Genomic DNA, 23,286 nt, shown 5'->3' on the forward strand with positions numbered 1-23,286 from the left:
TTCAGGGCGTTTTAGCCCGTACAGGGAGGCGGCATGACAGAGACGGCGAGCGGTCCGGCACGGAGTTCCCGCGCCAAGGGCACCAAGGCGACCAAGGGACTGCGTATCGAGCGCATCCACACCACCCCCGGCGTGCACCCGTACGACGAGGTGGCCTGGGAGCGCCGTGACGTCGTCATGACCAACTGGCGCGACGGCTCGGTCAACTTCGAGCAGCGCGGCGTGGAGTTCCCCGACTTCTGGTCGGTGAACGCGGTCAACATCGTCACCAGCAAGTACTTCCGCGGTGCCGTCGGCACCCCGCAGCGTGAGGTGAGCCTGAAGCAGCTCATCGACCGCATCGTGAAGACGTACCGGAAGGCCGGCGAGGACTACAAGTACTTCGCCTCGCCCGCCGACGCCGAGATCTTCGAGCACGAGCTGGCGTACGCCCTCCTGCACCAGATCTTCAGCTTCAACAGCCCCGTGTGGTTCAACGTCGGCACCCCGCAGCCCCAGCAGGTCTCCGCCTGCTTCATCCTGGCCGTCGACGACTCCATGGAGTCGATCCTCGACTGGTACAAGGAAGAGGGCATGATCTTCAAGGGCGGCTCCGGCGCCGGCCTGAACCTCTCCCGCATCCGCTCCTCCAAGGAACTGCTGTCCTCGGGCGGCAACGCCTCCGGCCCGGTCTCCTTCATGCGCGGCGCCGACGCGTCCGCCGGCACCATCAAGTCCGGTGGTGCCACCCGCCGTGCCGCCAAGATGGTCATCCTCGACGTCGACCACCCCGACATCGAGGACTTCATCGAGACCAAGGTGAAGGAAGAGGAGAAGATCCGCGCCCTGCGCGACGCGGGCTTCGACATGGACCTCGGTGGCGAGGACATCACCTCCGTCCAGTACCAGAACGCCAACAACTCGGTCCGTGTGAACGACGAGTTCATGAAGGCGGTCGAGCAGGGCGGCAAGTTCGGCCTGCGCGCGCGGATGACCGGCGAGGTCATCGAAGAGGTCGACGCCAAGGCCCTGTTCCGCAAGATGGCCGAGGCCGCCTGGGCCTGCGCCGACCCGGGCATCCAGTACGACGACACCATCAACCACTGGCACACCTGCCCGGAGTCCGGCCGTATCAACGGCTCGAACCCCTGCAGCGAGTACATGCACCTGGACAACACGTCCTGCAACCTGGCCTCGCTGAACCTGATGAAGTTCCTGAAGGACGACGGCAAGGGCAACCAGTCCTTCGAGGTCGAGCGCTTCGCGAAGGTCGTCGAGCTCGTCATCACCGCGATGGACATCTCCATCTGCTTCGCGGACTTCCCGACGCAGAAGATCGGCGAGAACACGCGCGCGTTCCGCCAGCTCGGCATCGGCTACGCCAACCTCGGCGCCCTGCTGATGGCGACCGGTCACGCCTACGACTCCGACGGCGGCCGCGCCCTCGCCGGTGCCATCACCTCCCTGATGACCGGCACGTCGTACAAGCGCTCCGCCGAACTCGCCGCGGTCGTCGGCCCGTACGACGGCTACGCCCGCAACGCCAGTGCCCACAACCGCGTCATGAAGCAGCACGCCGACGCGAACGCCGTCGCCGTCCGTATGGACGACCTGGACACGCCGGTCTGGGCCGCCGCCACGGAGGCCTGGCAGGACGTGCTGCGCCTCGGTGAGAAGAACGGTTTCCGCAACTCCCAGGCGTCGGTCATCGCTCCGACCGGCACCATCGGCCTGGCGATGTCCTGCGACACCACCGGCCTGGAGCCCGACCTCGCCCTGGTCAAGTTCAAGAAGCTGGTCGGCGGCGGCTCGATGCAGATCGTCAACGGCACGGTCCCGCAGGCCCTGCGCCGCCTGGGCTACCAGGAGGAGCAGATCGAGGCGATCGTCGCCCACATCGCCGAGCACGGCAATGTCGTCGACGCCCCGGGCCTCAAGCACGAGCACTACGAGGTGTTCGACTGCGCCATGGGCGAGCGCTCCATCTCCGCGATGGGCCACGTCCGCATGATGGCCGCGATCCAGCCGTGGATCTCCGGCGCCCTGTCCAAGACGGTCAACATGCCGGAGTCGGCGACCGTCGAGGAGGTCGAGGAGATCTACTTCGAGGCCTGGAAGATGGGCGTCAAGGCGCTCGCCATCTACCGCGACAACTGCAAGGTCGGCCAGCCGCTCTCCGCCAAGACCAAGGAGAAGGAGAAGGCCGAGGTCACGGAGAAGGCCGAGGCGACCATCCGCGAGACGGTCGAGAAGGTCATCGAGTACCGCCCGGTCCGCAAGCGCCTCCCCAAGGGCCGTCCCGGCATCACGACGTCCTTCACGGTCGGCGGCGCCGAGGGCTACATGACGGCCAACTCCTACCCGGACGACGGTCTCGGCGAGGTCTTCCTGAAGATGTCCAAGCAGGGCTCGACTCTCGCGGGCATGATGGACGCCTTCTCCATCGCCGTCTCGGTCGGCCTCCAGTACGGGGTGCCGCTGGAGACGTACGTCTCGAAGTTCACCAACATGCGCTTCGAGCCGGCCGGTATGACGGACGACCCGGACGTGCGGATGGCGCAGTCGATCGTCGACTACATCTTCCGTCGCCTGGCGCTGGACTTCCTGCCGTTCGAGACGCGCTCCGCCCTCGGCATCCACTCCGCCGAGGAGCGCCAGCGTCACCTGGAGACCGGTTCGTACGAGCCCTCCGAGGACGAGGTGGACGTCGAGGGCCTCGCCCAGTCGGCTCCGCGCGCCCAGGAGCTCAAGGCCGTCGCCACGCCGCGTGCCGAGGTCGAGGCGGCCAAGCCCGCCCCGAAGCAGGCCCACACCAGCGCCGAGCTGGTGGAGATGCAGCTGGGCATCCAGGCCGACGCCCCGCTGTGCTTCTCCTGCGGTACGAAGATGCAGCGGGCCGGTTCCTGCTACATCTGCGAGGGCTGCGGCTCGACCAGCGGTTGCAGCTGACGCCGGTACCGAAGACAAGCTGTCGAGGGCGGCGGAGCGTTTCACGGCTCCGCCGCCCTCGGCTTTGCACCCCGATGCGAAAACTTGTTCCCCCGCGGGACGATCACAGGCTAGGCTCCCCCCGCGCACGACCGGCGCGAACGGCAGGGTGGGGAACGTGGGGGACATGGTCGACGATTTCGCCGACTCCAAAAGAGCAACGAGCGAGCCCGGGAAGCCCGTGAACGCGGCGGCTCAGGTGATCGCCGCGATCGTGGTGGTCGGGGGCCTCGCAGGGCTCCTGTGGGCGCTGGACCTGGACTCGAAGGCGTCCGCCGACCGCGGGCCGGCCACGTGCACGACCACGCACGACAGCAAGCCGTCGAAGCCGGTCTCGGGGGCCCGGCTGTGCACGGCACTCAACCGCCCGGACCTGCCCGTGCTGCTCGGCACGCCGGACGAGTACGCGGAGACCGCCGACGGCAACGAGAGCACGATCACCTCGGCAGACGGCACGAAAACCACCACCCCCGAGGCGGACGTCGACCTGAAGACGTACTCCCTGAGGCTCTCGGCATCCGACGACGATCTCGGCGTGGCCGACATGGCCGACCTGCTGGGCACCGGTGCGGAGAAGAAGACGGTGCTCGGACATCCGGCGGTCGTCTACTCGGACCGGACCGTCGCCCTGAGCTTCAACCTCGGAGGCGGCACGGCCAAGAGCGGTTCTGGCGGTATCGCCCGCAGCCTGCTGGTCGCCCGGGACGCCAAGGACGGCGGCGGCTACTTCGAAGTCGCCATCTGGCGCCAGGACTTCGCGACGCCCGACGACGCGGCCCTGTTCCGCGTCGCCGAGAAGGTCCTGCCGACGGTCCCCGGATGGACCGCCCGCTGACCGGCCGTCAGGGCTGGTGCGCCCGGCCCATGTCCCGGGTGAACGTCGCCGGGTCGTCCTCGAAGCCGTGGATCCCGGGACGAAACGTCCACTCGCCGGACTCGTCGCGTATGAACTCCCCGACGGTCGCCGCCGTGGCCCCGAGGACGTCGCCGAAGTCGTCCTCGGCCAGGACGGTGTAGCCCTCCCGTATGCGCAGCCCCGGGTTGATCACGCCGACGAAGGTCCGGGGCGCCGAGCGCTGCTGGATGACGACGCCGACCACCACGCGCGCGTACCGCTCGCTGAGCCGCTCCAGCTCCAGCGTCATGACCTCGTCCCAGCCGAAGCCCTTGCCGTCCTTGCTGTCCCGGTTGAGGTAGATCGTGCCGTCCGGGGAACGGCTGTCGAAGTGCACCACATAGGCGGGATCGCCGTACGCGTCGCCCACCGGATAGGTGGCCGCGACGATGTCGAGATCGGTGGCCGCCTGTCCCGCCGGACTGGGGTCCCACTTGAGCGCGACCTCGACCTTGCGGATCCCCTTGTTGATGCCCGTCACCGGACCTCCCCTTCCCCGTCTCCCCGTGTGCCCCTGTCCGGCCCGAACTGCGCGACGGACTGGGCCTGTTGTCCATCCTGCCACGCGCGCGTGGAGGTGTGCGCCGGAGCTGTCCGCCGGAGCGTGACCGGCGCCACGCTCCGTGGCCTTACCATGGCGCGGTGCTGGTCAAGTGGATTCGCTGCACCGTGGTGGACCGCCGCGGCTTCGAGCGGGGGCAGCGAAAGTGGGCGGGGCTTCTGGGGGAGCCGGGGTTTCGGGGACAAGGCGGTGGCTGGAGCCGGGGACGCACAGGAGTGGCCCACATCTTTGCCTTCTGGGAGAGCCGTGCCTTCTACGACTCCTTCATGGCCCGTTCCCATGATCGGCTTGCGGCGGCCCAGTCGGGCACCTTCAAGGATGCCCAGGTCAAGCTCTTCGACTACCGCTTCGACGTGAAGACCGGCTTTGAACCGCGGTTCACGGACGCCGACCTGCTGCGGGTCGCACTCTGCCGAGTGCACGAGGAACGGGCCGAGCACTTCACGCTGATGCAGGAGAAGGTCTGGAACCCGGCCATGGCCGGCTCTCCCGGCATGATCCGGGGCTTGTTCGGCGAGGCGCCGGGCCATGAGTTCCTGGTGCTGTCCATGTGGCGATCGGCAGCCGAACACGGCAAGTACCGCACGGAGCGCGTGGAGCGGCTCGCCCTACGGGCCCAGACGGAGGCGGACGTGGCGGCCCTCACCGGCGACATCATCGAGCTGGAGCCGACCTGGACGGTCTGACGCGTCGGTTTGGAAACTGGACGCGTTAATCGAGCGGCTCGGCGTGGCCAGTGGTGCAGGAAGTGTGTGACCTACGCCGTATGGAGGCCGTACGAGTGCTCGATCGGCCGTCACTCGATCTAGGGTTTTGGCATGGCACGACCACGGCGCATCGTCCTTGTCCGGCACGGAGAGTCAACGGGCAATGTTGATGACACCGTTTACGAGCGGGAGCCCGACCATGCGCTCGCGCTGACCGAGCGGGGCTGGCAGCAGGCCGAGGAGACCGGCAAGCGGTTGCGCGAGGTCTTCGGCCGTGAGCGCGTCAGCGTGTACGTGTCGCCGTACCGCCGCACGCATGAGACCCTGCGCGCCTTCCATCTCGATCCCGAGCTCATACGGGTGCGGGAGGAGCCGCGGCTGCGCGAACAGGACTGGGGAAACTGGCAGGACCGCGACGACGTGCGCCTCCAGAAGGCCTACCGGGACGCCTACGGCCACTTCTTCTACCGCTTCGCCCAGGGGGAGTCCGGTGCCGACGTGTACGACCGGGTCGGCGGCTTCCTGGAGAGCCTGTACCGCAGCTTCGAGGCCCCCGACCACCCGTCCAACGTGCTGCTGGTGACCCACGGCCTGGCCATGCGGCTGTTCTGCATGCGCTGGTTCCACTGGACGGTTGCGGAATTCGAGTCGCTGTCGAATCCCGGGAACGCGGAGATGCGGATGCTCGTTCTCGGGGACGACGGCAAGTACGTACTTGACCGGCCTTTCGAACGCTGGCGAGATCCGGAACCGTACGGGATCACCGGATAGAGTGGCAGAGCGATGACCCCTGACTCCTCTTCCGACGGGCGCCTGGACCGCGCCGTGGCCAGCCTGCGTGGACTGGCGGTGGGGGATGCACTGGGCTCGCAGTTCTTCGTACCGGCGAACTATCCGCTGCTGAAGCGTCGCGAGCTGCCGCCAGGGCCCTGGCAGTGGACCGACGACACGGAGATGGCCTGCTCCGTGGTCGCGGTCCTGGCCGCCCACCACCGCATCGACCAGGACGCCCTGGCGCAGTCCTTCGCCCACCATCATGACTTCGACCGGGGGTACGGTCCTGCGGTCAACCGTCTGCTGCGGCTGGTTCGAGAGGGCGGCGACTGGCGCGAGCTGGCCGCCGAGCTCTTCAACGGACAGGGTTCCTGGGGCAACGGAGCGGCCATGCGCATCGCCCCGCTGGGCGCCTGGTACGCGGACGACCCGGAACAAGCGACGCATCAGGCGGAGATCTCCGCGTATCCCACACACCAGCACCGTGAGGCCGTCGTCGGCTCCATGGCGGTTGCGGCGGCCGCCGCGCTGGTCGCCGCCCCCGACGGCCCGCCGAGCCCGGAGGCACTCCTCGACCGAGTCGTCGCACTCGTCCCGAAGAGCGCCGTCGGTGCGGGCCTGCGGCGCGCACGGGACATGCTCGACTACGCCGACGCGGGCACCGTCGCGGCCGTACTGGGCTGCGGACGGCGTACGTCTGCCCATGACACCGTGCCCTTCGCGCTCTGGTCGGCCGCGCGGGCCCTCGGCGACTTCGAGGAGGCGTTCTGGACGACCGCGCAGGTGGGTGGTGACGTGGACACGACCTGCGCCATCGTGGGCGGGGTGCTCGCCGCCGGGAAGGGCGGCCTGCCACCTGCCGAGTGGGCAGGGCTGACGGAGGCACTGCCGGACTGGGTGCCGACCGTCCGGACACCGTCGGTCTGAACCCTCAGCGGGTCTGTGCAGCTTGCCGGGAGACGCCTCTGGAAACTCTCTGTGCTCGCCGGGAACTCTGCGTGACCGTACGTCCGTTGTTGTGACATCAGCCGTGTGACGCAGGAGCGGGTGTACTGCATCTGACGTGCGAAAGGTCCGGGGGTGGTCGTGCAGTTCGTGGTCGTGTGGGCGGTGCTTTCCACCCTGAGCTTGCTGTGCCCTGCGGAACGTGTGCGGAGGGCCGGACCGACGTCCTCGCCGTCGGTCCCCCGGACTCGGTCCGGCCCTCCGCGGCCCCATGCGGGAGCAGTTGTTTCAGCCGACCGTCGCTCCCGCCGTGCCGGCGAGTGCTTCCAGGTCGCTCTTGCGGACCCGGATCACGAACCAGGCGGTGCCGAAGGCGAGCACGGCCATGGCCGCGGCTGCCACGAAGCCCATGGAAATTCCTTGGGCGAGCACCTCGTGTCCCCAGGTTCCGGGCAGTTGGTGCGTCTTGGCGAACTCCGCCTTCTGCTCCGCCGAACCGCTCGCGAGGAACTTCGGCAGCTGCTTCTGCGCCTCGTCCTTGCTGGCCGACCCGAACACCGTCGTCAGAATGGACAGGCCGAGCGAACCACCCACCTGCTGGGTGGCGTTGAGCAGTCCGGAGGCCGCACCTGCCTCGTGCTGGGAGACGCCGGAGACCGCTGTGACCGTCAGCGTCACGAAGTTCAGGCCCATGCCGAAGCCGAAGACCAGCATCGGACCGAGCACTCCGCCGGCATACGAGCTGCCGGAGCTGATGAGGGTCTGCCAGGCCAGTCCGATCACCGCGAGAGCCGAGCCGGTGAGCATGAACGGCTTGGGCCCCAGTACCGGCAGGAACCGCTGGGACAGCCCGGCGCCGAGCGCGATCACGACGGTCACCGGCAGGAACGCGAGACCGGCTCGGATCGGGCTGTACCCCAGCACGTTCTGCACGAAGAGAACGATGTAGAAGAACATCCCGAACATCGCCGCGGCCAGGCTCAACATGATCAAGTATGTGCCGGAGCGGTTGCGGTCGGCGAACATCCGCAGCGGAGTGATCGGCTCCTTGGCCCGGGACTCGATGAGCGCGAAGGCCACCAGCAGGACCACGGCGGCGGCGAAGGAGCCGATGGCCAGGCTGTCCCGCCAGCCGTCGTCCGCTGCGCGGATGAAGCCGTAGACGAGGGAGGCCATGCCTGCCGTCGAGGTCACGGCCCCCGCGATGTCGAAGCGGCCCGTGTGTCGTTCGGACTCGCTGATGTAGAGCGGCGCGAGCAGGGTGATCAGGATGCCGATCGGCAGGTTGACGAAGAACACCCAGCGCCAGTTGAGCCACTCGGTGAGCATGCCGCCGGCCAGCAGACCGATGGCGCCGCCACCCGCGGAGACCGCGGCGAAGACGCCGAACGCCCGGTTGCGCTCGGGGCCTTCGGGGAACGTGGTGGTGATGAGCGCCAACGCGGTGGGCGACGCAATGGCGCCACCCATGCCCTGCAGAACGCGTGCGGCCAACAACTGCCAGGGTTCCTGGGCGAGTCCACCGAGCAGCGAGGCGAAGGTGAACAGCACGATGCCGGTCATGAAGACCCGGCGGCGGCCGAGGATGTCACCGGCACGGCCGCCCAGAAGCAGCAGGCCGCCGAAGGTGAGCGTGTAGGCGCTGACGACCCAGGTGAGGTCGGTCGTGCTGAACTTCAGAGCGTCTTGAATGTGCGGGAGCGCGATGTTCACAATCGTCGCGTCGAGTACCACCATGAGTTGGCAGGCCGCGATGACTGCGAGCGCAATGCCGGGATGCCCCTCCCGGCGAGCCGCACCTGGCTTCTGTTCCTTGATCAACTGAGAGGTTGTCACTATGGGTCCCCCACAAATGCGTTAGTGAACGCTCGCGTTCACTGTCGCGTCAACCGTAGTGAGTCCCCGATAGTGAACGCAAGCGTTCACTTAAATTGGTGTCAGGTGGCGAATCCCCCGTTGCTGCCGCCTGGTGCTCTCCCGCCCCCGAAAACTCCGCTCCCCCTGCTCGCTGGAGATACACAGATGGTTACTTCGCGCTGGAAGGCCGCCCCCGCTCAGGCGGCCTCCCTCCGTCGGCGCGGCGCCGTACTCGAACGCGCGATCCTCGATGCCGCCCTGGAACAGCTCAGTACCGTCGGCTGGAACGGCCTCACCATGGAGGGCGTCGCTGCCGGTGCCCAGACCGGCAAGGCCGCCGTCTACCGGCGCTGGCCGTCCAAGGAGGATCTGGTCGCTGACGCCCTGCAGGCCGGGCTCCCGCGCATAGAGGAGGCACCCGACCTCGGCAGCGTGCGTGAAGATCTGCTCGCGCTGTGCCGGCAGGCGCGTGAGGCGATGTTCTCGCGACCCGGTTTCGCGGTCCGCTCCGTGATTCACGAATGCGACCCGATTCAGGCGGAGCGCTTCCATGGCGTGATCTTCGAGGGGATCGTGGAGCCCACCATCAAGCTGCTTCGCGAGGTCATCACGCGTGGAATAGAGCGGAATGAGGTGCGGCCCGACGCGGCGAACAGCTATGTCTTCGATGTCATCCCGGCCGTGATGATGTACCGCTCCAAGCTACGCGGAAGCGAATGGGACGATCGTGATCTCGAGGAGATGATCGACCAGTTGATGGTTCCGTTGCTGCGACCGGGCGTCGACTGAGTGCACAGGGTCGCCGTCCTGAAGCGGGAGTGGGAGCCGGGGTGTCGCCGGGTGATCCGCGGGGCGTAGGCTGAGGGCGCCATGCCGTACGAACCACCTACTCACACCGTCGAGCGCTCCCTTCGCGCCACGACCGGAGCGAAGATCATTGCCGGGGTCGACGAAGTGGGGCGCGGTGCGTGGGCCGGCCCCGTCACCGTCTGCGCGGCGATCACAGGACTGCGTCGGCCTCCCGAGGGCCTCACCGACTCCAAGCTGCTCACCGTCAAGCGGCGCACTGTGCTTGCCGTGGAACTGCAGAAGTGGGTGACCTCGTACGCGCTGGGGCACGCCTCGCCGGAGGAGATCGACGAGCTGGGCATGACCGCAGCCCTTCGCCTGGCGGCGGGACGCGCCCTGGAGGCTCTGCCGGTCCGTCCCGACGCGGTGATCCTCGACGGCAAGCACAACTATCTCGGCTCGCCCTGGCAGGTCCGTACGGTCATCAAGGGCGACCAGTCGTGCGTGGCGGTCGCGGCGGCCTCGGTGATCGCCAAGGTCCAGCGCGACAAAATGATGGCCGAACTGGGTATCGACCATGCAGACTTCGGTTTTGCGGACAACGCCGGGTATCCGTCGCCCGTGCACAAGGCCGCACTGGCGGAGCGGGGACCCACCCCGTACCACCGGTTGTCGTGGGCGTATCTTGATGCGCTGCCCCAGTGGCGACATCTCAAGAAGGTCCGCAGTTGGGCGGACGGAGGCGTTCCGGAAATCGAAGGTCAGCTCGGCTTCGACTTCTGACGAATCCGCTCGCGCTCATGTGCCACCCGCCGACGCGAGCCGCACCAACGTTTGATAAATATCAGCCCATGCCTCTCATTCCCGAGGAGCCTCAGATTCACGAGAGTGCCCAGGGTCCCCGCGCCACGCCGGCCAGCGGCCGCACCGCGCCGACCCCCCGCCCCGTACCCGGTCCCCGTCCCGCGGCTCCGCCGCGTCCCGGTCGTCCTGGTCCGCTCCGGCCCACACCGCCGGTGCAGCGCGCGTCGCGTGACGTGGCCGTCGCCACGCCCGGACCCTCGGTCCCGGCCGCCCCTGCCGCCGTCACTGCTTCGGCCACCCCGCAGATCCAGCTGATCCCGGCCTCGGTGGAGGGCGCACTCGACGCCGCCGAGGAAGCCGTGGACCTGCTCCTGGACTCGGGTCGCGCCCCCGGTGACGTACTGGTGATCACCACCGGTGAACAGCACCCGTGGGCCGCCCACGAGCTGTCCTTCGGTGAAGCCTCCTACTGGGCGCAGCACGACGCGGGCGACGACGTCTTCTACGCGGACGCCTCTGTCGCCGATCGCGCCGCCTCGCGCCCCGTGGTCGTGGTTGCCGTCAACGGCGGCTCCGACGCAGCAGCCGCCACCGCCCTTCCGCTGGCCCTCACCCGGGCCGGAGCCCTGCTGATCGTCTGCGGCGACCCGCAGCAGATCAACTCGGTGCTGGGCGCGGGCGTCTGAGCCTGTTCCGGTACGTCCACGGGAACACCGGAGCGGCGAGGACGCCGCTGTGGCGGCATCGGCACAGTGGGTGTTTCGGCGTGCGCAGATACGGCCGGGGCGCCCGGTGCGCGCGCTCCCACCTGCTCCTGGGACGTGACGGACGAGGGGAAGCGTTGGCGCGTTGGACGGGCGTCCGTCGTTCTCGCAGCGAACGCCTCCCGAAGCATGCGGCGGTGATTGCTCGGAGTGCCGACGGGCGGCCCTGACCGGCGTGTGTGCAACTCCCCTCGTCCGGTGCGCTGCGAAGCCGGCGTACGAAGGGAGCTTGCTGTCGGTCGGGCGTGACCCGTCGGTGTTCTTATCGGGCTGCGGCGCGGCGCAGGACCTCCGAGGCGGCACCGCCGGTGCGGGGCAGCAGAGGCGGCGCCTCGGATATCCCGAAGGGCTCCGGTGAGGAGTCCGCGTTGGGGCGGCGCCCGCCACGGCCCTCCCCGAGCACCTGCCAGCCGTCCCGGGTCAGCGTGATGTACGCCCCGCAGCGCAGCCCGTGCAGTGTGCACGCGTCACGCAGGCCCCACATCCATGCGCCGTCCTCCTCGGTCCAACGCGCGTCGCCCTCACGGCAGTAGAGCAGCACCGCGGTGCGCACCGGTGTGCGGCGCCGCAGGTCGTGCGGGATGACCCGGCGGAGCTGCGCAAGCAGCGTGTTGCGGAACATCCAGCCGTCGGCGGGAGCCGGGCGGCGGGTGAACGAGGCGCTCGCGCACAGGCGTTCGTCCGGGTCGAGGACGGCCACCACCGCGGTCGCGGGTTTTGGGTGATGCCGGGCATGGAGTCCGCTGACGACCTCTCGGGGATTGCGCAGCAGAGGGATTCCGGCGGCGGCCCACTCCGCGGGTTCGAGCATGCGGGTGAGAGGGTTGGCGGATGCGGCGGACAGGTCGGCAGACGTCGACGTGGATGCCGCCGAGGACGGAGCGAATCCGAAGGTCACGGTCCTCCCTTCGGCTACGCGCCCACACGGGGGCGGGGTCATGTTCAGGGGAGCGCACGCCGCAGCAGAGCCCTACCGGACCACGGACGAGCCGTGCGGGGAGCGGAGTTCAATTCTTCCTGTCGAACTTGGATGCGGCAACGAGCAATTGGGGCCACTGACCGAAACGCGGCGGTGTGCGGTGTATATCCCTACCCAGTACGTTGCGTCACGACGCATGCGCCGACCGTTCACCTCGAGTTAGTGCACCGTTGGAGCAGAGGGGCTCGAGGTGCGGCTGCCGAGCGGCGTGCGGTGCCGCGGTCAGCCCTGGACGGCCAGGACGAGTGGCAACACCCCCTGCGCACCGGCACGTCGGAGCAGGCGGGCTGCGACCGCGAGCGTCCAGCCGGTCTCGGTGAAGTCGTCCACCAGGAGGACCGGACCCGCCGCCTCGGCGAGTGCGGAGGCGAGGGCGGGCGGCACGGTCAGTGTGCCGGCCAGTGCCTTCAGGCGTTGTGCACTGTTGCTCCGGGAGACGTGGGCCGCGTCGCTCGTGTAGTCCACGGAGCCGAGCAACGGCAGTCTGCCGACCTCCGCGATACGTGCACCCAGGGAGTGGATCAACCGGGGGCGGGTGCGCGAGGAGACCGTGACCACGCCCACCGGGCGCGGCTGCGGGTCGGCTGCTCCCGGGGCCCATCCCCCGGGCCCTTTGGCCCAGTCGGCGAGCACGCCCACAACGGCCTTCGCCACGTCGTCCGGCACTGGACCGTCTGGGGCCTGGGGCGCCAGCATCGGCCGTAGCCGGTTGCCCCAGCCGATGTCCGACAGGCGGCCCAACGCCCTCCCGGGAGCGGCCTGTTCACCGACCGGGATGCGTCCCTTGAGGTCGACGCCGATCGCCGGCAGGCCGGTCGGCCACATTCGGCGTGGCTCCACCTCGACGCCCGCCCGGCCGAGATCGACACGTGCCGCGTCCAGCGCGGTCGTGGACATGTCCGTGGTGAACCGCGCGCCCGCGCAGTTGTCGCAGCGGCCGCAGGGCTTGGCGCCCTCGTCGTCCAGCTGGCGCTGCAGGAACTCCATGCGGCAGTCGGTCGTCGAGGAGTACTCCCGCATCGCCTGCTGCTCGGCCCTGCGCTGCCGCGCGACCCAGTCGTACCGCTCCGCCTCGTACGTCCACGGCTGTCCCGTTGCGATCCAGCCGCCCTTGACCCGCTTGACCGCCCCGTCCACGTCGAGAACCTTGAGCATGGTCTCCAGGCGGGAGCGGCGCAGCTCCACCAAAGGCTCCAGGGCGGGCAGCGACAAGGGCCTGTCCGCGCGCGCGAGGACGTCGAGAGTGCGGCGCACCAGGTCTTCCGGCGGGAAGGCGAGCGATGCGAAGTACTCCCAGATCGCCTCGTCCTCCTTCCCCGGCAACAGGAGCACCTCGGCGTGTTCGACCCCGCGCCCGGCGCGGCCCACCTGCTGGTAGTAGGCGATGGGCGAGGCCGGTGAGCCGAGGTGCACCACGAATCCGAGATCCGGTTTGTCGAACCCCATGCCCAGCGCGGACGTGGCGACCAGGGCCTTCACCCTGTTGGCGAGGAGGTCGTCCTCGGCCTGCTGACGGTCGGCGTTCTCGGTCCTGCCCGTGTAGGAAGCGACCGTGTGACCACGGTGCCGCAGAAAGGCGGTGACCTCCTCGGCCGCGGCCACGGTGAGCGTGTAGATGATCCCGGAACCCGGCAACTCGCCCAGGTGGTCGGCGAGCCAGGCCATACGGTGTGCGGCGTCCGGAAGCCGCAGCACGCTCAGGCTCAGGCTCTCCCGGTCCAACGGGCCCCGCAGCACCAGGGCGTCCGACGAGCCCCCGGTGCCGAGCTGCTCGGCGACGTCGGCGGTCACGCGCGCGTTGGCGGTGGCAGTGGTCGCGAGCACCGGGACGCCCGGCGGCAGATCGCCGAGCATGGTCCGCAGCCGCCGGTAGTCCGGACGGAAGTCGTGCCCCCAGTCGGAGATGCAGTGCGCCTCGTCCACCACCAGGAGCCCGGTGGCGGCGGCGAGCTTGGGCAGCACCTGATCGCGGAAGTCCGGGTTGTTGAGGCGCTCCGGACTGACCAGCAGGACGTCGACCTCACCAGCGGCGATCTCGTCCTGAACGGTGTCCCACTCCTCGGTGTTCGAGGAGTTGATCGTCCGCGCATGGATACCGGCCCGTGCTGCCGCCTCGACCTGGTTGCGCATCAGGGCGAGCAGTGGGGAGACGATGACCGTGGGCCCGCTGCCCCGGGCCCGCAGCAGCGACGTCGCCACGAAGTAGACCGCGGACTTGCCCCACCCCGTGCGCTGCACGACGAGCGCCCGGCGTCTGTCGGCGACCAGCGCCTCGATCGCCCGCCACTGGTCCTCGCGCAGCCGGGCCGCTCCTGTGGCGTCCCCGACGAGGCGGGCGAGGACCGCGTCGGCGGCCGCCCGGAGTTCCGCGTTGCTCGTGTGCTCCATGCATCCCATCAAACAGGACGCCACCGACAAGCCCGGCCAGGCCTGTGGAGGAGCGAGGCCCTTGACGTGTCCCTGGCCTGACTTATCCACAGGGGAAACCGGAACATAGCGATCCGCGAGATCGTCGGCGCATGACGAACCACGGCGAAACCACTGGATCCCCTGAAAACGGCAAGGCCGCCGCACGTGACGGCGCCGAGCACCACGACGGACACGACGACCCCGGCCGACCGGAAAAGCACGTCGGCCCGGCCGCTTCGGACGACCACGGCGGCCGCGACACGCAGGGTACGTACGGTGCACAAGACGCACACGAGGAGCGCCCGGGCCGCCCGGACCACGTCGACTGCACCGCCTACGACAGTCATGGCCCCGAGCACCAGGTCACGCTGCGCACCCCGGCCGAACTGGCCGATGCCCTGCCCTATCTGTTGGGGTACCGGCCCGAGGAAAGTATCGTCCTGGTCGCCCTGCACGACCGGGACGGCCGCGGCCGATTCGGCGGCCGTGCCCGGCTCGGCATTCCGGCGAGTGCCGACGACTGGGCTTCCGTCGCCCAGCAACTGGCCCACGGACTGGTCACCGGCAGTGAGCGCAGGGGCGCCCGGCCCGAACAGATGGTCGCGTACCTCTGCCAGGAACCGGCGAAGGGGGAAACAGGTCGGCAGGTCATGGAGCGGTTGCGTCCCCTGGCCCAGAAACTGCGCGTCGAGTGCGGACAACTCGACGTACCGGTGATCGAGGCGCTGTGCATCTCGGATGGCCGCTTCTGGTCGTACTGCTGCGGGAACGCGGCGTGCTGTCCGCCCGAAGGCCTGCCCATGGGCCTGCCCGGCACCTCAGTGCTGGCAGCCGCTGCCACCTACGCCGGCCTGCAGGTACGGGGCACTCTGCGCGAACTGCGGGCCAGGCTGCAGCCCTGGGAGACCGCGGCAGCCCTGGAGCAGGAGAGTGCCCTGGATGCCGCGAGCATGGCGTTGGTCCCCAGGATTCTCGACGAAGCCAGCCGTGAGGGTGTCGCCGAGGAGACACTGGAGCTGTCCGCGCAGATCATGCGCCGTCTGGCCGGCGCACGGCCCGTGTCCGGCACGCTCACCGCGGACCTCCGCGACGACGAACTGCTCGCACACGACGAAGCCGCGACCCTGATTCTCGGCCTGCAGGACCGTGCGACCCGGGACCGCGCGGCCGAGTGGATGGAGGGCGAGGAGGCCGCGCTCGCACTCCGGCTCTGGCGGGCCCTGGCCCGCAGGTGCGTCGGACCCTACGGCGAACACGCGGCGGCTCCGCTGACACTGGCCGGTTGGGTCGCCTGGTCCACGGGTGACGACCTGGAGGCCCGGGAAGCCCTCGCCATGGCACTCGGCGCGGATCCGGGTTACCTCTTCGCCCGCCTGCTGCACCAGGCCTGCAACGAAGGGCTGGACCCGGAGTCGATCCGCCGGTGCCTGCGAGCGGAGCGACAGGACCGAGGGCGGACGGCAGCCGAGCAGTCGCACGGCGAAGCGGGAACCGCAGAGCCGGTGACGGTCCAGGCCGTCGAGTCGGGGTTGCTGTCGGAATCGGCCTCGGGATCCGTCTCCGGATCGGTCTCCGGATCGGTCTCGGGATCGGTCTCGGGATCGGTCTCGGCATCGGTCTCGGGATCGGAGTCTGTGTCGGAGTCGGAATCCGTGTCGCAATCGGTGCCGGATCCGAGGTCGGAGGAGGCTTCCCGCCCCCGACGCCGTGTCCGCTCCAGCGGCACGGTCCGCAGCCACTCCCGCTCGGCGAGGGCGGAAGACCGGGGGAGTGGCACGAGCGCCCCGCGCCCGCGGACGGCAGTGACAAGCGGCACCCGCCCCGGCTCCGCACGGACTGGCCGCGCTCGCCCGGGTACCCCCGAGAAGGGCCGCGCGCGCCGCGGCGACCAGTGCCCCGAAAGCTTGCGTCCCGGAAGCGACGGCACACAGGAGCAGTCGTGAGCAGTTGCGGGGCGAGGGCTGGCCTGGGCGGGCGGACCGACACCGACTGCGGGGCGCTCCGCACGCCGCAACCAGAATTCGCCGGCGTGGATCAGCGTCACCGCCGGCCATCCGGGCGGGCCTGTCGCGGGCGTGACCCGAAGGACTGCTCTTCCGTTCACCTGAGTGGCGGAACACTTGGATGGGTGGGGCCGCCACACAGTCCATGTCCGTCCGACTCCTCTCACCCGGCGCCGCATACGCCCGAGGTGCACCGAGCGCAGAAGAAGCCGCCCCATGCATCAGCCGACTCCGCCCTCCGCTGCCGGCGACGACACCTCCGGCGCAAGCCGGCCCACGCTGTCTCCCGGGGCGGGCGCCTCCCTGCTGACCCACGCGGACCGTGCCGCCCGGCGCGACGCCCCTTCGACGGCCGACAGCACGCACGCCTCTGCACCGAGCGGCCAGGACTGGTACCCGCCCGGGGCGGCGGAACGACCCGGGCTCGCCATCGGGGCGACCTGTCAGGACCGACTCCCTGGCAGGTCGACCGACCAGGGCCTCACCGGCGGTCGCCCGCACGACCCCGGGGGCTGTGCACTCGAGCCGACCGAGCCGGACCGTTCTGCGTCCAGGCCGACGCCCTCGGATCAGCCCCCGCCCGGATCGGCCGACCCCACCCGGCCCCCCGAGCCACTCCAGGCCGGCAACACGCACGGCCGTCACCCCCGGGCCAGGGTCGGATCCTGCCCTCATCCCCCGGTCAGACGCCCCGCCCGTCCACCTTCTCGCCCCCGGGAGCAACTCCACCGTCCCGAGCCGCCACGCCGCCGACGCCCCGCCGGTCCGTCGAACTGCCGTCCACGCACACCGCCATGATCTGCGTCGCGCTCCCGGGGCTCGCCATCTCGGCCGAGGACGGGCAGATGACCGGTCAGGGGCTGGAAGGGTTCTACCGGGCGGGCCGACGCGTGCTTTCCCGTTGCCAGGTCCGCGTGGCCGGGCGCGAACCGCTGGCGGTGCAAGCCCGGATGACCTCGGCCGACCGGGCCCGCTTCGTGGGCACGCTGCGGGCCTCGCCGCACTCCGGCCCGGACCCGGACCTCGTCGTCGAGCGGATTCGCCATGCGGACGGGACGGAGCGCATCACCGTGCACAGTGCGGCCCGGCGCCCCCTGCGTGTGCCTCTCGAAGTCGCCCTCGGCACGGACCTGGCCGACCTGGGCGCCATCGCATCCGGCACCGCTGGGCCCGAACTGCCCGCCAGTGTCCACGACTCGGGCCTGCGCTGGTCCGGTACCACCGGGAACTCGTCGGTCACGGCAGATCCGCCGCCCGCGGACGCACTGGCCTCTGCTGGGCTGCTGCGCTGGGAGTTCGAGCTGTCCCCCGGCGGCAGCACCAGCGTGGAGCTGCGGGTACGGCCGGACGGAGCGGGCCCTGTCCGGACCGTGCGCCGCACGGCCACGAGCCCCCTTGCCGCCGCCAGGGGGTCCGGCGACGACCCCAGGGTCCAGCCACTGCTGCGGACGAGCGTCGAGGACCTCCATGCCCTGCTCCTGCACGACCCCGCCCACCCTTCCGACATACAACTCGCGGCAGGAGCCCCCTGGCGCTGCGGCCCGGCCCCGGCCGAGGCACTGGCGGCGGCGCGGATGACGCTGCCCCTCGGTACCCGGCTCGCCGCAGGCACGCTGCGCAGCCTCGCCCGCACCCAACTCCGGGGCGTGGGGCCGCAGTCCGGCATGATCCCCGGGCCGCGACGGGACGCGGGCATCCATCTGCCGCCAGGCTGTACCGGCACGGAAGCCACGCTGCTCTTCCCCGCGCTCCTCGCGGAGGCCCGCCGCTGGGGCCTTCCCGACACCGAGACGGAGGAACTGCTGCCGGCCGCCGAGCGCTGTCTGGCCTGGCTGCGGACGACCGTCGGCGAGGGCACCTACCTGAGTGACCCGCATCCCGGCGGTCCCGTCCGCTGCGAGACGCAGGCCCATGCCCACCGTGCGGCCCTGCTGGGGGCCGATCTGCTCGATGGCTGCGGGAGGCCGGGCGGCGCCGAGCTGCGTCAGTGGGCCCAGATGCTGCGGGCGGAGTTCAGAGAGGACTTCTGGGTCGACGACCGGGGTGGCGGCAGGCCGGCCGCCGCTCGGGCCCCCGACGGCACTCCGCTGCCGTACCTGGGTGCTGCCGCCGCCCATCTCCTCGACACCGGCCTGCTCGGCGGGGGCGAGCCGGCCCCCGGGCTGCTCGACAAGGTGCAGACCGAACAGCTCGCCCGCCTGCTCGGCGGCCCGGCGATGGACTCGGGCTGGGGGCTGCGCGGACTGGGCGCGAAGGAAGGCGGCTACAACCCGTTCGGCCACCGCAGCGGCGCCGTGCGGGTCCACGAGACGGCGATCGCGGTCGCAGGCCTGGCCGCCGCCGGCTACGAGAAGGAGGCGGGTTCGCTGCTGAGAGGCGCCCTGGCGGCGGCCGAGAGCTTCGGGCACCGGCTGCCCGAGATGTACGCAGGCGAGCAGCGCACCGCGGGGAGCGCTCCCCTCCCGCACCCGGCGGCCTGTCGTCCGGCCGCCACCGCGGCGGCGGCCGGTGTGCTGCTGCTGGTGACTCTCGCGGGTATCCGTCCGGACGCTCCCGCGGGGACGATCACACTGCGGCCCATGCACAGTGCCCCCCTGGGCGAGATCGTTCTGAGGGGGCTTCGCATCGCCGGGGCTCCCTTCTCCGTACGGGTCAGCCGCCTTGGCCTCGCCATGGTCGAGGAGGCCGCCGACGGACTGCAATTAGGAGTATGACCTGGGGCGACGTACCACCGCACAGCACCCGGAACCAGGGGCTGCGCCTCATACAGGACCGAAGTGGATCAGCCGTCGAAGCGGCCGACGAAAGGAGTGTTTATCGTCAGGCAGACGACTATGATCGCCGCATGCCCTACGACCCGTCAGCATTTCCGCCCTTCGCCGTCACCGTGGACCTGGTCGTGCTGACCGTGCGCCGCCATGCCCTGTGCGCGCTGGCGGTACGCAGGGGCGAGCCACCGTTCCAGGGGCGCTGGGCGCTCCCCGGCGGCTTCGTACGGGCCGACGAGGATCTGGCACAGGCAGCCGCACGTGAGCTGGCCGAGGAGACCGGGCTGCGCGCCCACGACCCGGCAGTTCCCGCCCAGGACAACGGCGCGCACCTGGAACAACTCGCGACCTACGGGGATCCGAAGCGGGACCCGCGGATGCGCGTGGTCAGCGTCGCCCACCTGGCGCTCGCCCCCGACCTGCCCGCACCCCGAGCGGGCGGCGACGCCAGCAATGCGCGCTGGGCGCCGGTCGAGGAACTGCTGCAGCAGGGCGGTTACGGCCGGGACGGCGAACCGGTGGCGCCTCTCGCCTTCGACCACGCCCAGATCCTGTCCGACGGCGTGGAGCGGGCCCGCTCCAAGATCGAGTACTCGTCCCTCGCCACGGCGTTCTGCCCCACCGAGTTCACCGTCGGTGAGCTGCGCCGGGTCTACGAAGCGGTGTGGGGCGTGGCCCTCGACCCGCGCAACTTCCACCGCAAGGTGACGGGCACACCCGGGTTCCTCGTCCCCACCGGCGGGACCACCACACGCCAGGGCGGCCGCCCCGCCCAGTTGTTCCGGGCCGGCGGCGCCACACTGCTCAACCCCCCGATGCTGCGCCCCGAAGTGTGAGGGCACGGTTCCGGGCGGACTGGTCATGGCCGGCAGAGCAGGCCACGCCATACCAGAAAAATCGGACATAGCGCGCTATCTTGCTTCGGGTGATCCAGGCCTACGGATTGACCAGCAATCCCCGCAAGGAGCTTCCGCCCGCGGTCGACGACGTCTCGTTCGACGTGCGCGCAGGCCGCGTCACTGCGCTGCTCGGGGCGCCGGGGGCGGGCAAGACGACCGCACTCAAACTCATGCTCGAACTCCAACAGGGCCGTGGCATCACCTACTTCAAGGGCCGCCCCCTGCACCGCATGGCCCATCCGGCGCGCGAAGTCGGCGTGCTCCTGGGTGATGTACCGGGCCACCCGGCCCGTACCGTCCGTGGCCATCTCCGCATGCTGTGCGCCGCCGCAGGAGTTCCCGCCCGCCGCGCCGACGAGGTCCTCGAAGTGGTCGGCCTCGTCAGCCTGCGCGACGAACGCCTCGGGACCCTCTCGCGCGGCATGGACCGCCGCCTCGGCCTGGCCTGCGCCCTGCTGTCCGACCCGCACACGCTCGTGCTCGACGAACCCGCCGGCGGTCTCTCCCCCCGCGAGGCCCGCTGGCTGTACGGCATGCTGCACGCGCATGCCGCTCAGGGCGGTACGGTCCTGCTCACCACGGCCGACCCCAAGGAGGCGGCGCGCAGCGCCCACCGGGTCGTCACGCTGGAGCGGGGCAGGCTCGTCGCCGACCAGGACGCGGAGGACTTCGCCCGCACCCGGCTGCGCCCCCGCGTCGCCGTCCGCAGCCCGCACGTGGTGCGCCTCGCCGCCCTGCTCACCAAGGAAGCCCGCACCGGCCACCGCTCCGTCGAAGTCGTACACGAGGGCGGCAACCGCCTCTCCGTCTACGGCAGTAGTTGCGCCGAGGTCGGAGAGACCGCGTTCCGTCACGGCATCCTCGTACATCAACTCGCCGACGAAATCGGCGACATGGGGCCCGGAGCGGTGGAACCCCCGGTCGACGGGCCGGAGTCCGCCGACGGGCCGCAGGTGCCGGACGAGCCACACGCCTCGGACGGGGCCCTCGGACCTACCGTGGCGGCGCACTGCTCGACCCCGGCTGACACGCCCGGGAAGCGAGGCGCCGAACCGACCTCCCCGACGCCGGCCGATGCGTCCTGCGAGGCGCACCCCGAACCGCAGTCCCCGGCTGACGCGCCCGGTGAGGTCGGCGCGCCGAAGGCACCCGTCCACGCACCCCCGTCACATGTGACGTCGGGGCATGTCCCGACGCCGGGCGTACGTCCGGCTGAAGCAGGCACCCTCGACAGCCCGCCCTCCCTTCCGCCCTCCATCTCCGTCCGCCCGGCTCCCAGCCCCCTGCGTCCTCTGCGCTACGAGATCCGTCGCGCCGCCGGCATCGGCACCGGGTTCGTCACCGGGGCCGTCGTACTCGTCGTCTCCGCCCTCGCCGCCGTCGTCCTGGCCCGGATCGGACACACCCCGCAGGCGCGCCTGCTGGCCGCGTGGCCGCGCGAGCTGCCGCTGCCGCCCGCCGCGCTCGGTGCGGGACTCCTCGGCGCGCTGGCCTTCGGCGACGAGTTCCGCCATCCCGCGCTGGCGGCCGATCGCGGCACCGTGCCCCGTCGGCTGGGGCTGCTCGCCGCGAAACTCGTCGTCGCCACGGTCACCGCGCTGATGCTGGCCTTCCTCACGGTCGGCTGCGACGCCGAGGTGCTCTACATCGTCTACGGACGGGAACTCATGCAAGTTCCCATGGACTGGCTCTCACTCGGCGCGAGTTGGCTCGGTCTGGTCGTCGGATGTGCCTGGGCCGGCGTGCTGGCCGCGGGCGTCTTCCGGTCCACCACGGCAGGACTCGCGGCCGTGGTCTCCGTACCGGTCGTCGTCGTTCCGCTCGTACAGAAGGCCTTGGCGGGATCGTCCGTGCGGATGGCGGCCGGGCTTCCGTTGCGGTTGCGGGAGGTGTTCCTGCTGCAGTGGCCCTTCGGGGGAGAGCGCTATCTGGGGGCCGCGGCGAGGGTGATCGCCCAACCCGTCGGCGGTGCCCTGACGTTGTCGCTGACCGCTCTGCTCTGCGCGTATCTGCTCACCACCCTGCGCAGCAGGGTCCGATGACAACCGTCCGCGCGCTTTCGCCCTACCCTGTGCGCAACTCCCTGGGGAAAGCCCATTTCTTTCCGATAAGGCGTCAATTGCGACGGGGTGAGCGATCACCCTTTCGTGTGCTTTTCACCAAAGACCTCAAGGGAGTTGGAGACGGCGCCGACAAAGGATCCGTGAGTACCCTTGCGCACACCATGATGACCGCCGCCCGCTCCGCCGACTCCGGTCTGGCCGGCCCGGGCGATCTCGACCGCTACCCCTACGCCGAGGCCCATGTGGTCGACCGCGTCGGAGCCCCCGCCTGGGAGAGCGCGGACCCGGAGCTGGGCCGCGTGGGCCGGCGCGCCGCGGGCAGCCGCGGACGCGGGCTGCACGGCCAACTCGTCCAGCAGCTCGGCCAGATGATCGTCTCGGGCGATCTGGGCGCCGACCGTCCGCTGGTGCCCGAGGAAATCGGCCAGCGTTTCGAGGTCTCCCGCACCGTCGTCCGTGAGTCGCTCCGGGTCCTGGAGGCCAAGGGCCTGGTCAGCGCTCGCCCGAACGTCGGTACGCGTGTGCGCCCGGTCAGCGACTGGAACCTGCTCGATCCGGACATCATCGAATGGCGCGCCTTCGGGCCGCAGCGCGACGACCAGCGCCGCGAGCTGAGCGAACTGCGCTGGACGATCGAACCGCTCGCCGCCCGCCTCGCCGCCGGGCACGGGCGCGAGGACGTCCAGCAGCGGCTCGCCGACATGGTGGAGATCATGGGCCACGCCATGGGGCAGGGTGACGCCATCACCTTCTCCCGCGCCGACGCCGAGTTCCACTCCCTGCTGATCCAGGTTGCGGGCAATCGGATGCTGGAGCACCTCTCCGGGATCGTCTCGGCCGCCCTCCAGGTCTCCGGCGGCCCGGTGACTGGCTGCGACCGGCCGAACGAGACGTCGCTGGCGCACCACGGCAGGATCGTCGACGCCCTCGGTACCGGGGACGGCACGGCAGCCGAGTCGGCCATGCGCCAGCTGCTGACCGTCCACCCAGAGGTGGAGCGCGTGGTGCCCGCGCCGCGCGAACACTGACCGCATCCCGCGGGCGGCGCGGCCGGGAGATGCCTCCCCCTCCTGGGGCATGGCCCGGCCGCCGAACCGCCTC

The 23,286-nt window shown here is 70.5% G+C and carries 17 protein-coding genes; 13 read left to right on the top strand and 4 right to left on the bottom strand.

The genetic code is table 11. The annotated features are described in order from the left end of the window. Nucleotides 1-33: 33 nt before the first annotated feature. Both ACFY1E_RS40485 and ACFY1E_RS40490 read left to right on the top strand, forming a co-directional pair. The gene (locus ACFY1E_RS40485; protein ID WP_389085629.1) at nt 34-2,928 is read left to right on the top strand and encodes a vitamin B12-dependent ribonucleotide reductase; all 2,895 of its coding nucleotides are present in this window, start codon (nt 34-36) and stop codon (nt 2,926-2,928) included. Between the two features lie 166 nt (nt 2,929-3,094). Next, the gene (locus ACFY1E_RS40490; RefSeq protein ID WP_389085632.1) at nt 3,095-3,802 is read left to right on the top strand and encodes a DUF6215 domain-containing protein; all 708 of its coding nucleotides are present in this window, start codon (nt 3,095-3,097) and stop codon (nt 3,800-3,802) included. A 7-nt stretch (nt 3,803-3,809) separates the two neighbouring features. Here the strand turns inward: ACFY1E_RS40490 and ACFY1E_RS40495 are convergent, their stop codons facing one another. Continuing rightward, nucleotides 3,810-4,343 carry a TerD family protein gene (locus ACFY1E_RS40495; RefSeq protein WP_389085634.1) on the bottom strand — a complete coding sequence of 178 codons (534 nt, stop codon included), beginning with the start codon at nt 4,341-4,343 and terminating at the stop codon, nt 3,810-3,812. A gap of 161 nt (nt 4,344-4,504) precedes the next feature. Here ACFY1E_RS40495 and ACFY1E_RS40500 point away from each other — a divergent pair, with 161 nt between their 5' ends. From ACFY1E_RS40500 to ACFY1E_RS40510, 3 genes are all read left to right on the top strand, one after another. Continuing rightward, entirely contained in the window at nt 4,505-5,110 is a 606-nt protein-coding gene (locus tag ACFY1E_RS40500) for a YdbC family protein (protein WP_099931779.1), read from the top strand. 132 nt (nt 5,111-5,242) lie between these two features. After that, the gene (locus tag ACFY1E_RS40505; protein ID WP_344401721.1) at nt 5,243-5,902 is read left to right on the top strand and encodes a histidine phosphatase family protein; all 660 of its coding nucleotides are present in this window, start codon (nt 5,243-5,245) and stop codon (nt 5,900-5,902) included. A gap of 12 nt (nt 5,903-5,914) precedes the next feature. Next, the gene (locus tag ACFY1E_RS40510) at nt 5,915-6,832 is read left to right on the top strand and encodes an ADP-ribosylglycohydrolase family protein (protein ID WP_389085637.1); all 918 of its coding nucleotides are present in this window, start codon (nt 5,915-5,917) and stop codon (nt 6,830-6,832) included. A 306-nt stretch (nt 6,833-7,138) separates the two neighbouring features. On the opposite strand, the gene ACFY1E_RS40515 is transcribed toward ACFY1E_RS40510, so the two are convergent. Further along, nucleotides 7,139-8,686 carry an MFS transporter gene (locus ACFY1E_RS40515; protein ID WP_389085640.1) on the bottom strand — a complete coding sequence of 516 codons (1,548 nt, stop codon included), beginning with the start codon at nt 8,684-8,686 and terminating at the stop codon, nt 7,139-7,141. Nucleotides 8,687-8,872: 186 nt separating this feature from the next. Here ACFY1E_RS40515 and ACFY1E_RS40520 point away from each other — a divergent pair, with 186 nt between their 5' ends. The 3 genes from ACFY1E_RS40520 to ACFY1E_RS40530 all read left to right on the top strand — a co-directional run bounded on the left by ACFY1E_RS40520 (nt 8,873) and on the right by ACFY1E_RS40530 (nt 10,986). Beyond that, entirely contained in the window at nt 8,873-9,496 is a 624-nt protein-coding gene (locus ACFY1E_RS40520) for a TetR/AcrR family transcriptional regulator (protein ID WP_389085642.1), read from the top strand. An 81-nt stretch (nt 9,497-9,577) separates the two neighbouring features. Then, nucleotides 9,578-10,279 carry a ribonuclease HII gene (locus ACFY1E_RS40525; protein ID WP_389085644.1) on the top strand — a complete coding sequence of 234 codons (702 nt, stop codon included), beginning with the start codon at nt 9,578-9,580 and terminating at the stop codon, nt 10,277-10,279. A gap of 68 nt (nt 10,280-10,347) precedes the next feature. Continuing rightward, nucleotides 10,348-10,986 (top strand): hypothetical protein, encoded by a 639-nt coding sequence (locus ACFY1E_RS40530; RefSeq protein ID WP_389085646.1) that lies wholly within the window; start codon nt 10,348-10,350, stop codon nt 10,984-10,986. Nucleotides 10,987-11,326: 340 nt separating this feature from the next. On the opposite strand, the gene ACFY1E_RS40535 is transcribed toward ACFY1E_RS40530, so the two are convergent. Together ACFY1E_RS40535 and ACFY1E_RS40540 are read right to left on the bottom strand one after the other, a co-directional pair. Further along, nucleotides 11,327-11,962 carry a hypothetical protein gene (locus ACFY1E_RS40535; protein ID WP_389085649.1) on the bottom strand — a complete coding sequence of 212 codons (636 nt, stop codon included), beginning with the start codon at nt 11,960-11,962 and terminating at the stop codon, nt 11,327-11,329. A 303-nt stretch (nt 11,963-12,265) separates the two neighbouring features. Next, nucleotides 12,266-14,431 carry a RecQ family ATP-dependent DNA helicase gene (locus tag ACFY1E_RS40540; protein WP_389085651.1) on the bottom strand — a complete coding sequence of 722 codons (2,166 nt, stop codon included), beginning with the start codon at nt 14,429-14,431 and terminating at the stop codon, nt 12,266-12,268. Between the two features lie 131 nt (nt 14,432-14,562). Here ACFY1E_RS40540 and ACFY1E_RS40545 point away from each other — a divergent pair, with 131 nt between their 5' ends. The 5 genes from ACFY1E_RS40545 (at nt 14,563) to ACFY1E_RS40565 (ending at nt 23,213) form a co-directional block, all read left to right on the top strand. Beyond that, nucleotides 14,563-16,395: a DUF4192 domain-containing protein gene (locus ACFY1E_RS40545; protein ID WP_389085654.1), complete on the top strand. Its 1,833-nt coding sequence runs from the start codon at nt 14,563-14,565 to the stop codon at nt 16,393-16,395. An 854-nt stretch (nt 16,396-17,249) separates the two neighbouring features. Beyond that, the gene (locus ACFY1E_RS40550; RefSeq protein ID WP_389085656.1) at nt 17,250-19,169 is read left to right on the top strand and encodes a glycogen debranching N-terminal domain-containing protein; all 1,920 of its coding nucleotides are present in this window, start codon (nt 17,250-17,252) and stop codon (nt 19,167-19,169) included. A gap of 131 nt (nt 19,170-19,300) precedes the next feature. Further along, nucleotides 19,301-20,059 carry an NUDIX domain-containing protein gene (locus ACFY1E_RS40555; RefSeq protein ID WP_030939512.1) on the top strand — a complete coding sequence of 253 codons (759 nt, stop codon included), beginning with the start codon at nt 19,301-19,303 and terminating at the stop codon, nt 20,057-20,059. Between the two features lie 89 nt (nt 20,060-20,148). Further along, a complete protein-coding gene (locus tag ACFY1E_RS40560) occupies nt 20,149-22,164 on the top strand; it encodes an ATP-binding cassette domain-containing protein (RefSeq protein WP_389085659.1) in 2,016 nt (671 codons plus the stop codon). Nucleotides 22,165-22,325: 161 nt separating this feature from the next. Beyond that, the gene (locus ACFY1E_RS40565; protein ID WP_351482512.1) at nt 22,326-23,213 is read left to right on the top strand and encodes a FadR/GntR family transcriptional regulator; all 888 of its coding nucleotides are present in this window, start codon (nt 22,326-22,328) and stop codon (nt 23,211-23,213) included. The last annotated feature ends 73 nt before the right edge of the window (nt 23,214-23,286 follow it).

It is taken from the genome of Streptomyces sp. NPDC001604, from assembly GCF_042893475.1.
GTDB lineage: Bacteria > Actinomycetota > Actinomycetes > Streptomycetales > Streptomycetaceae > Streptomyces.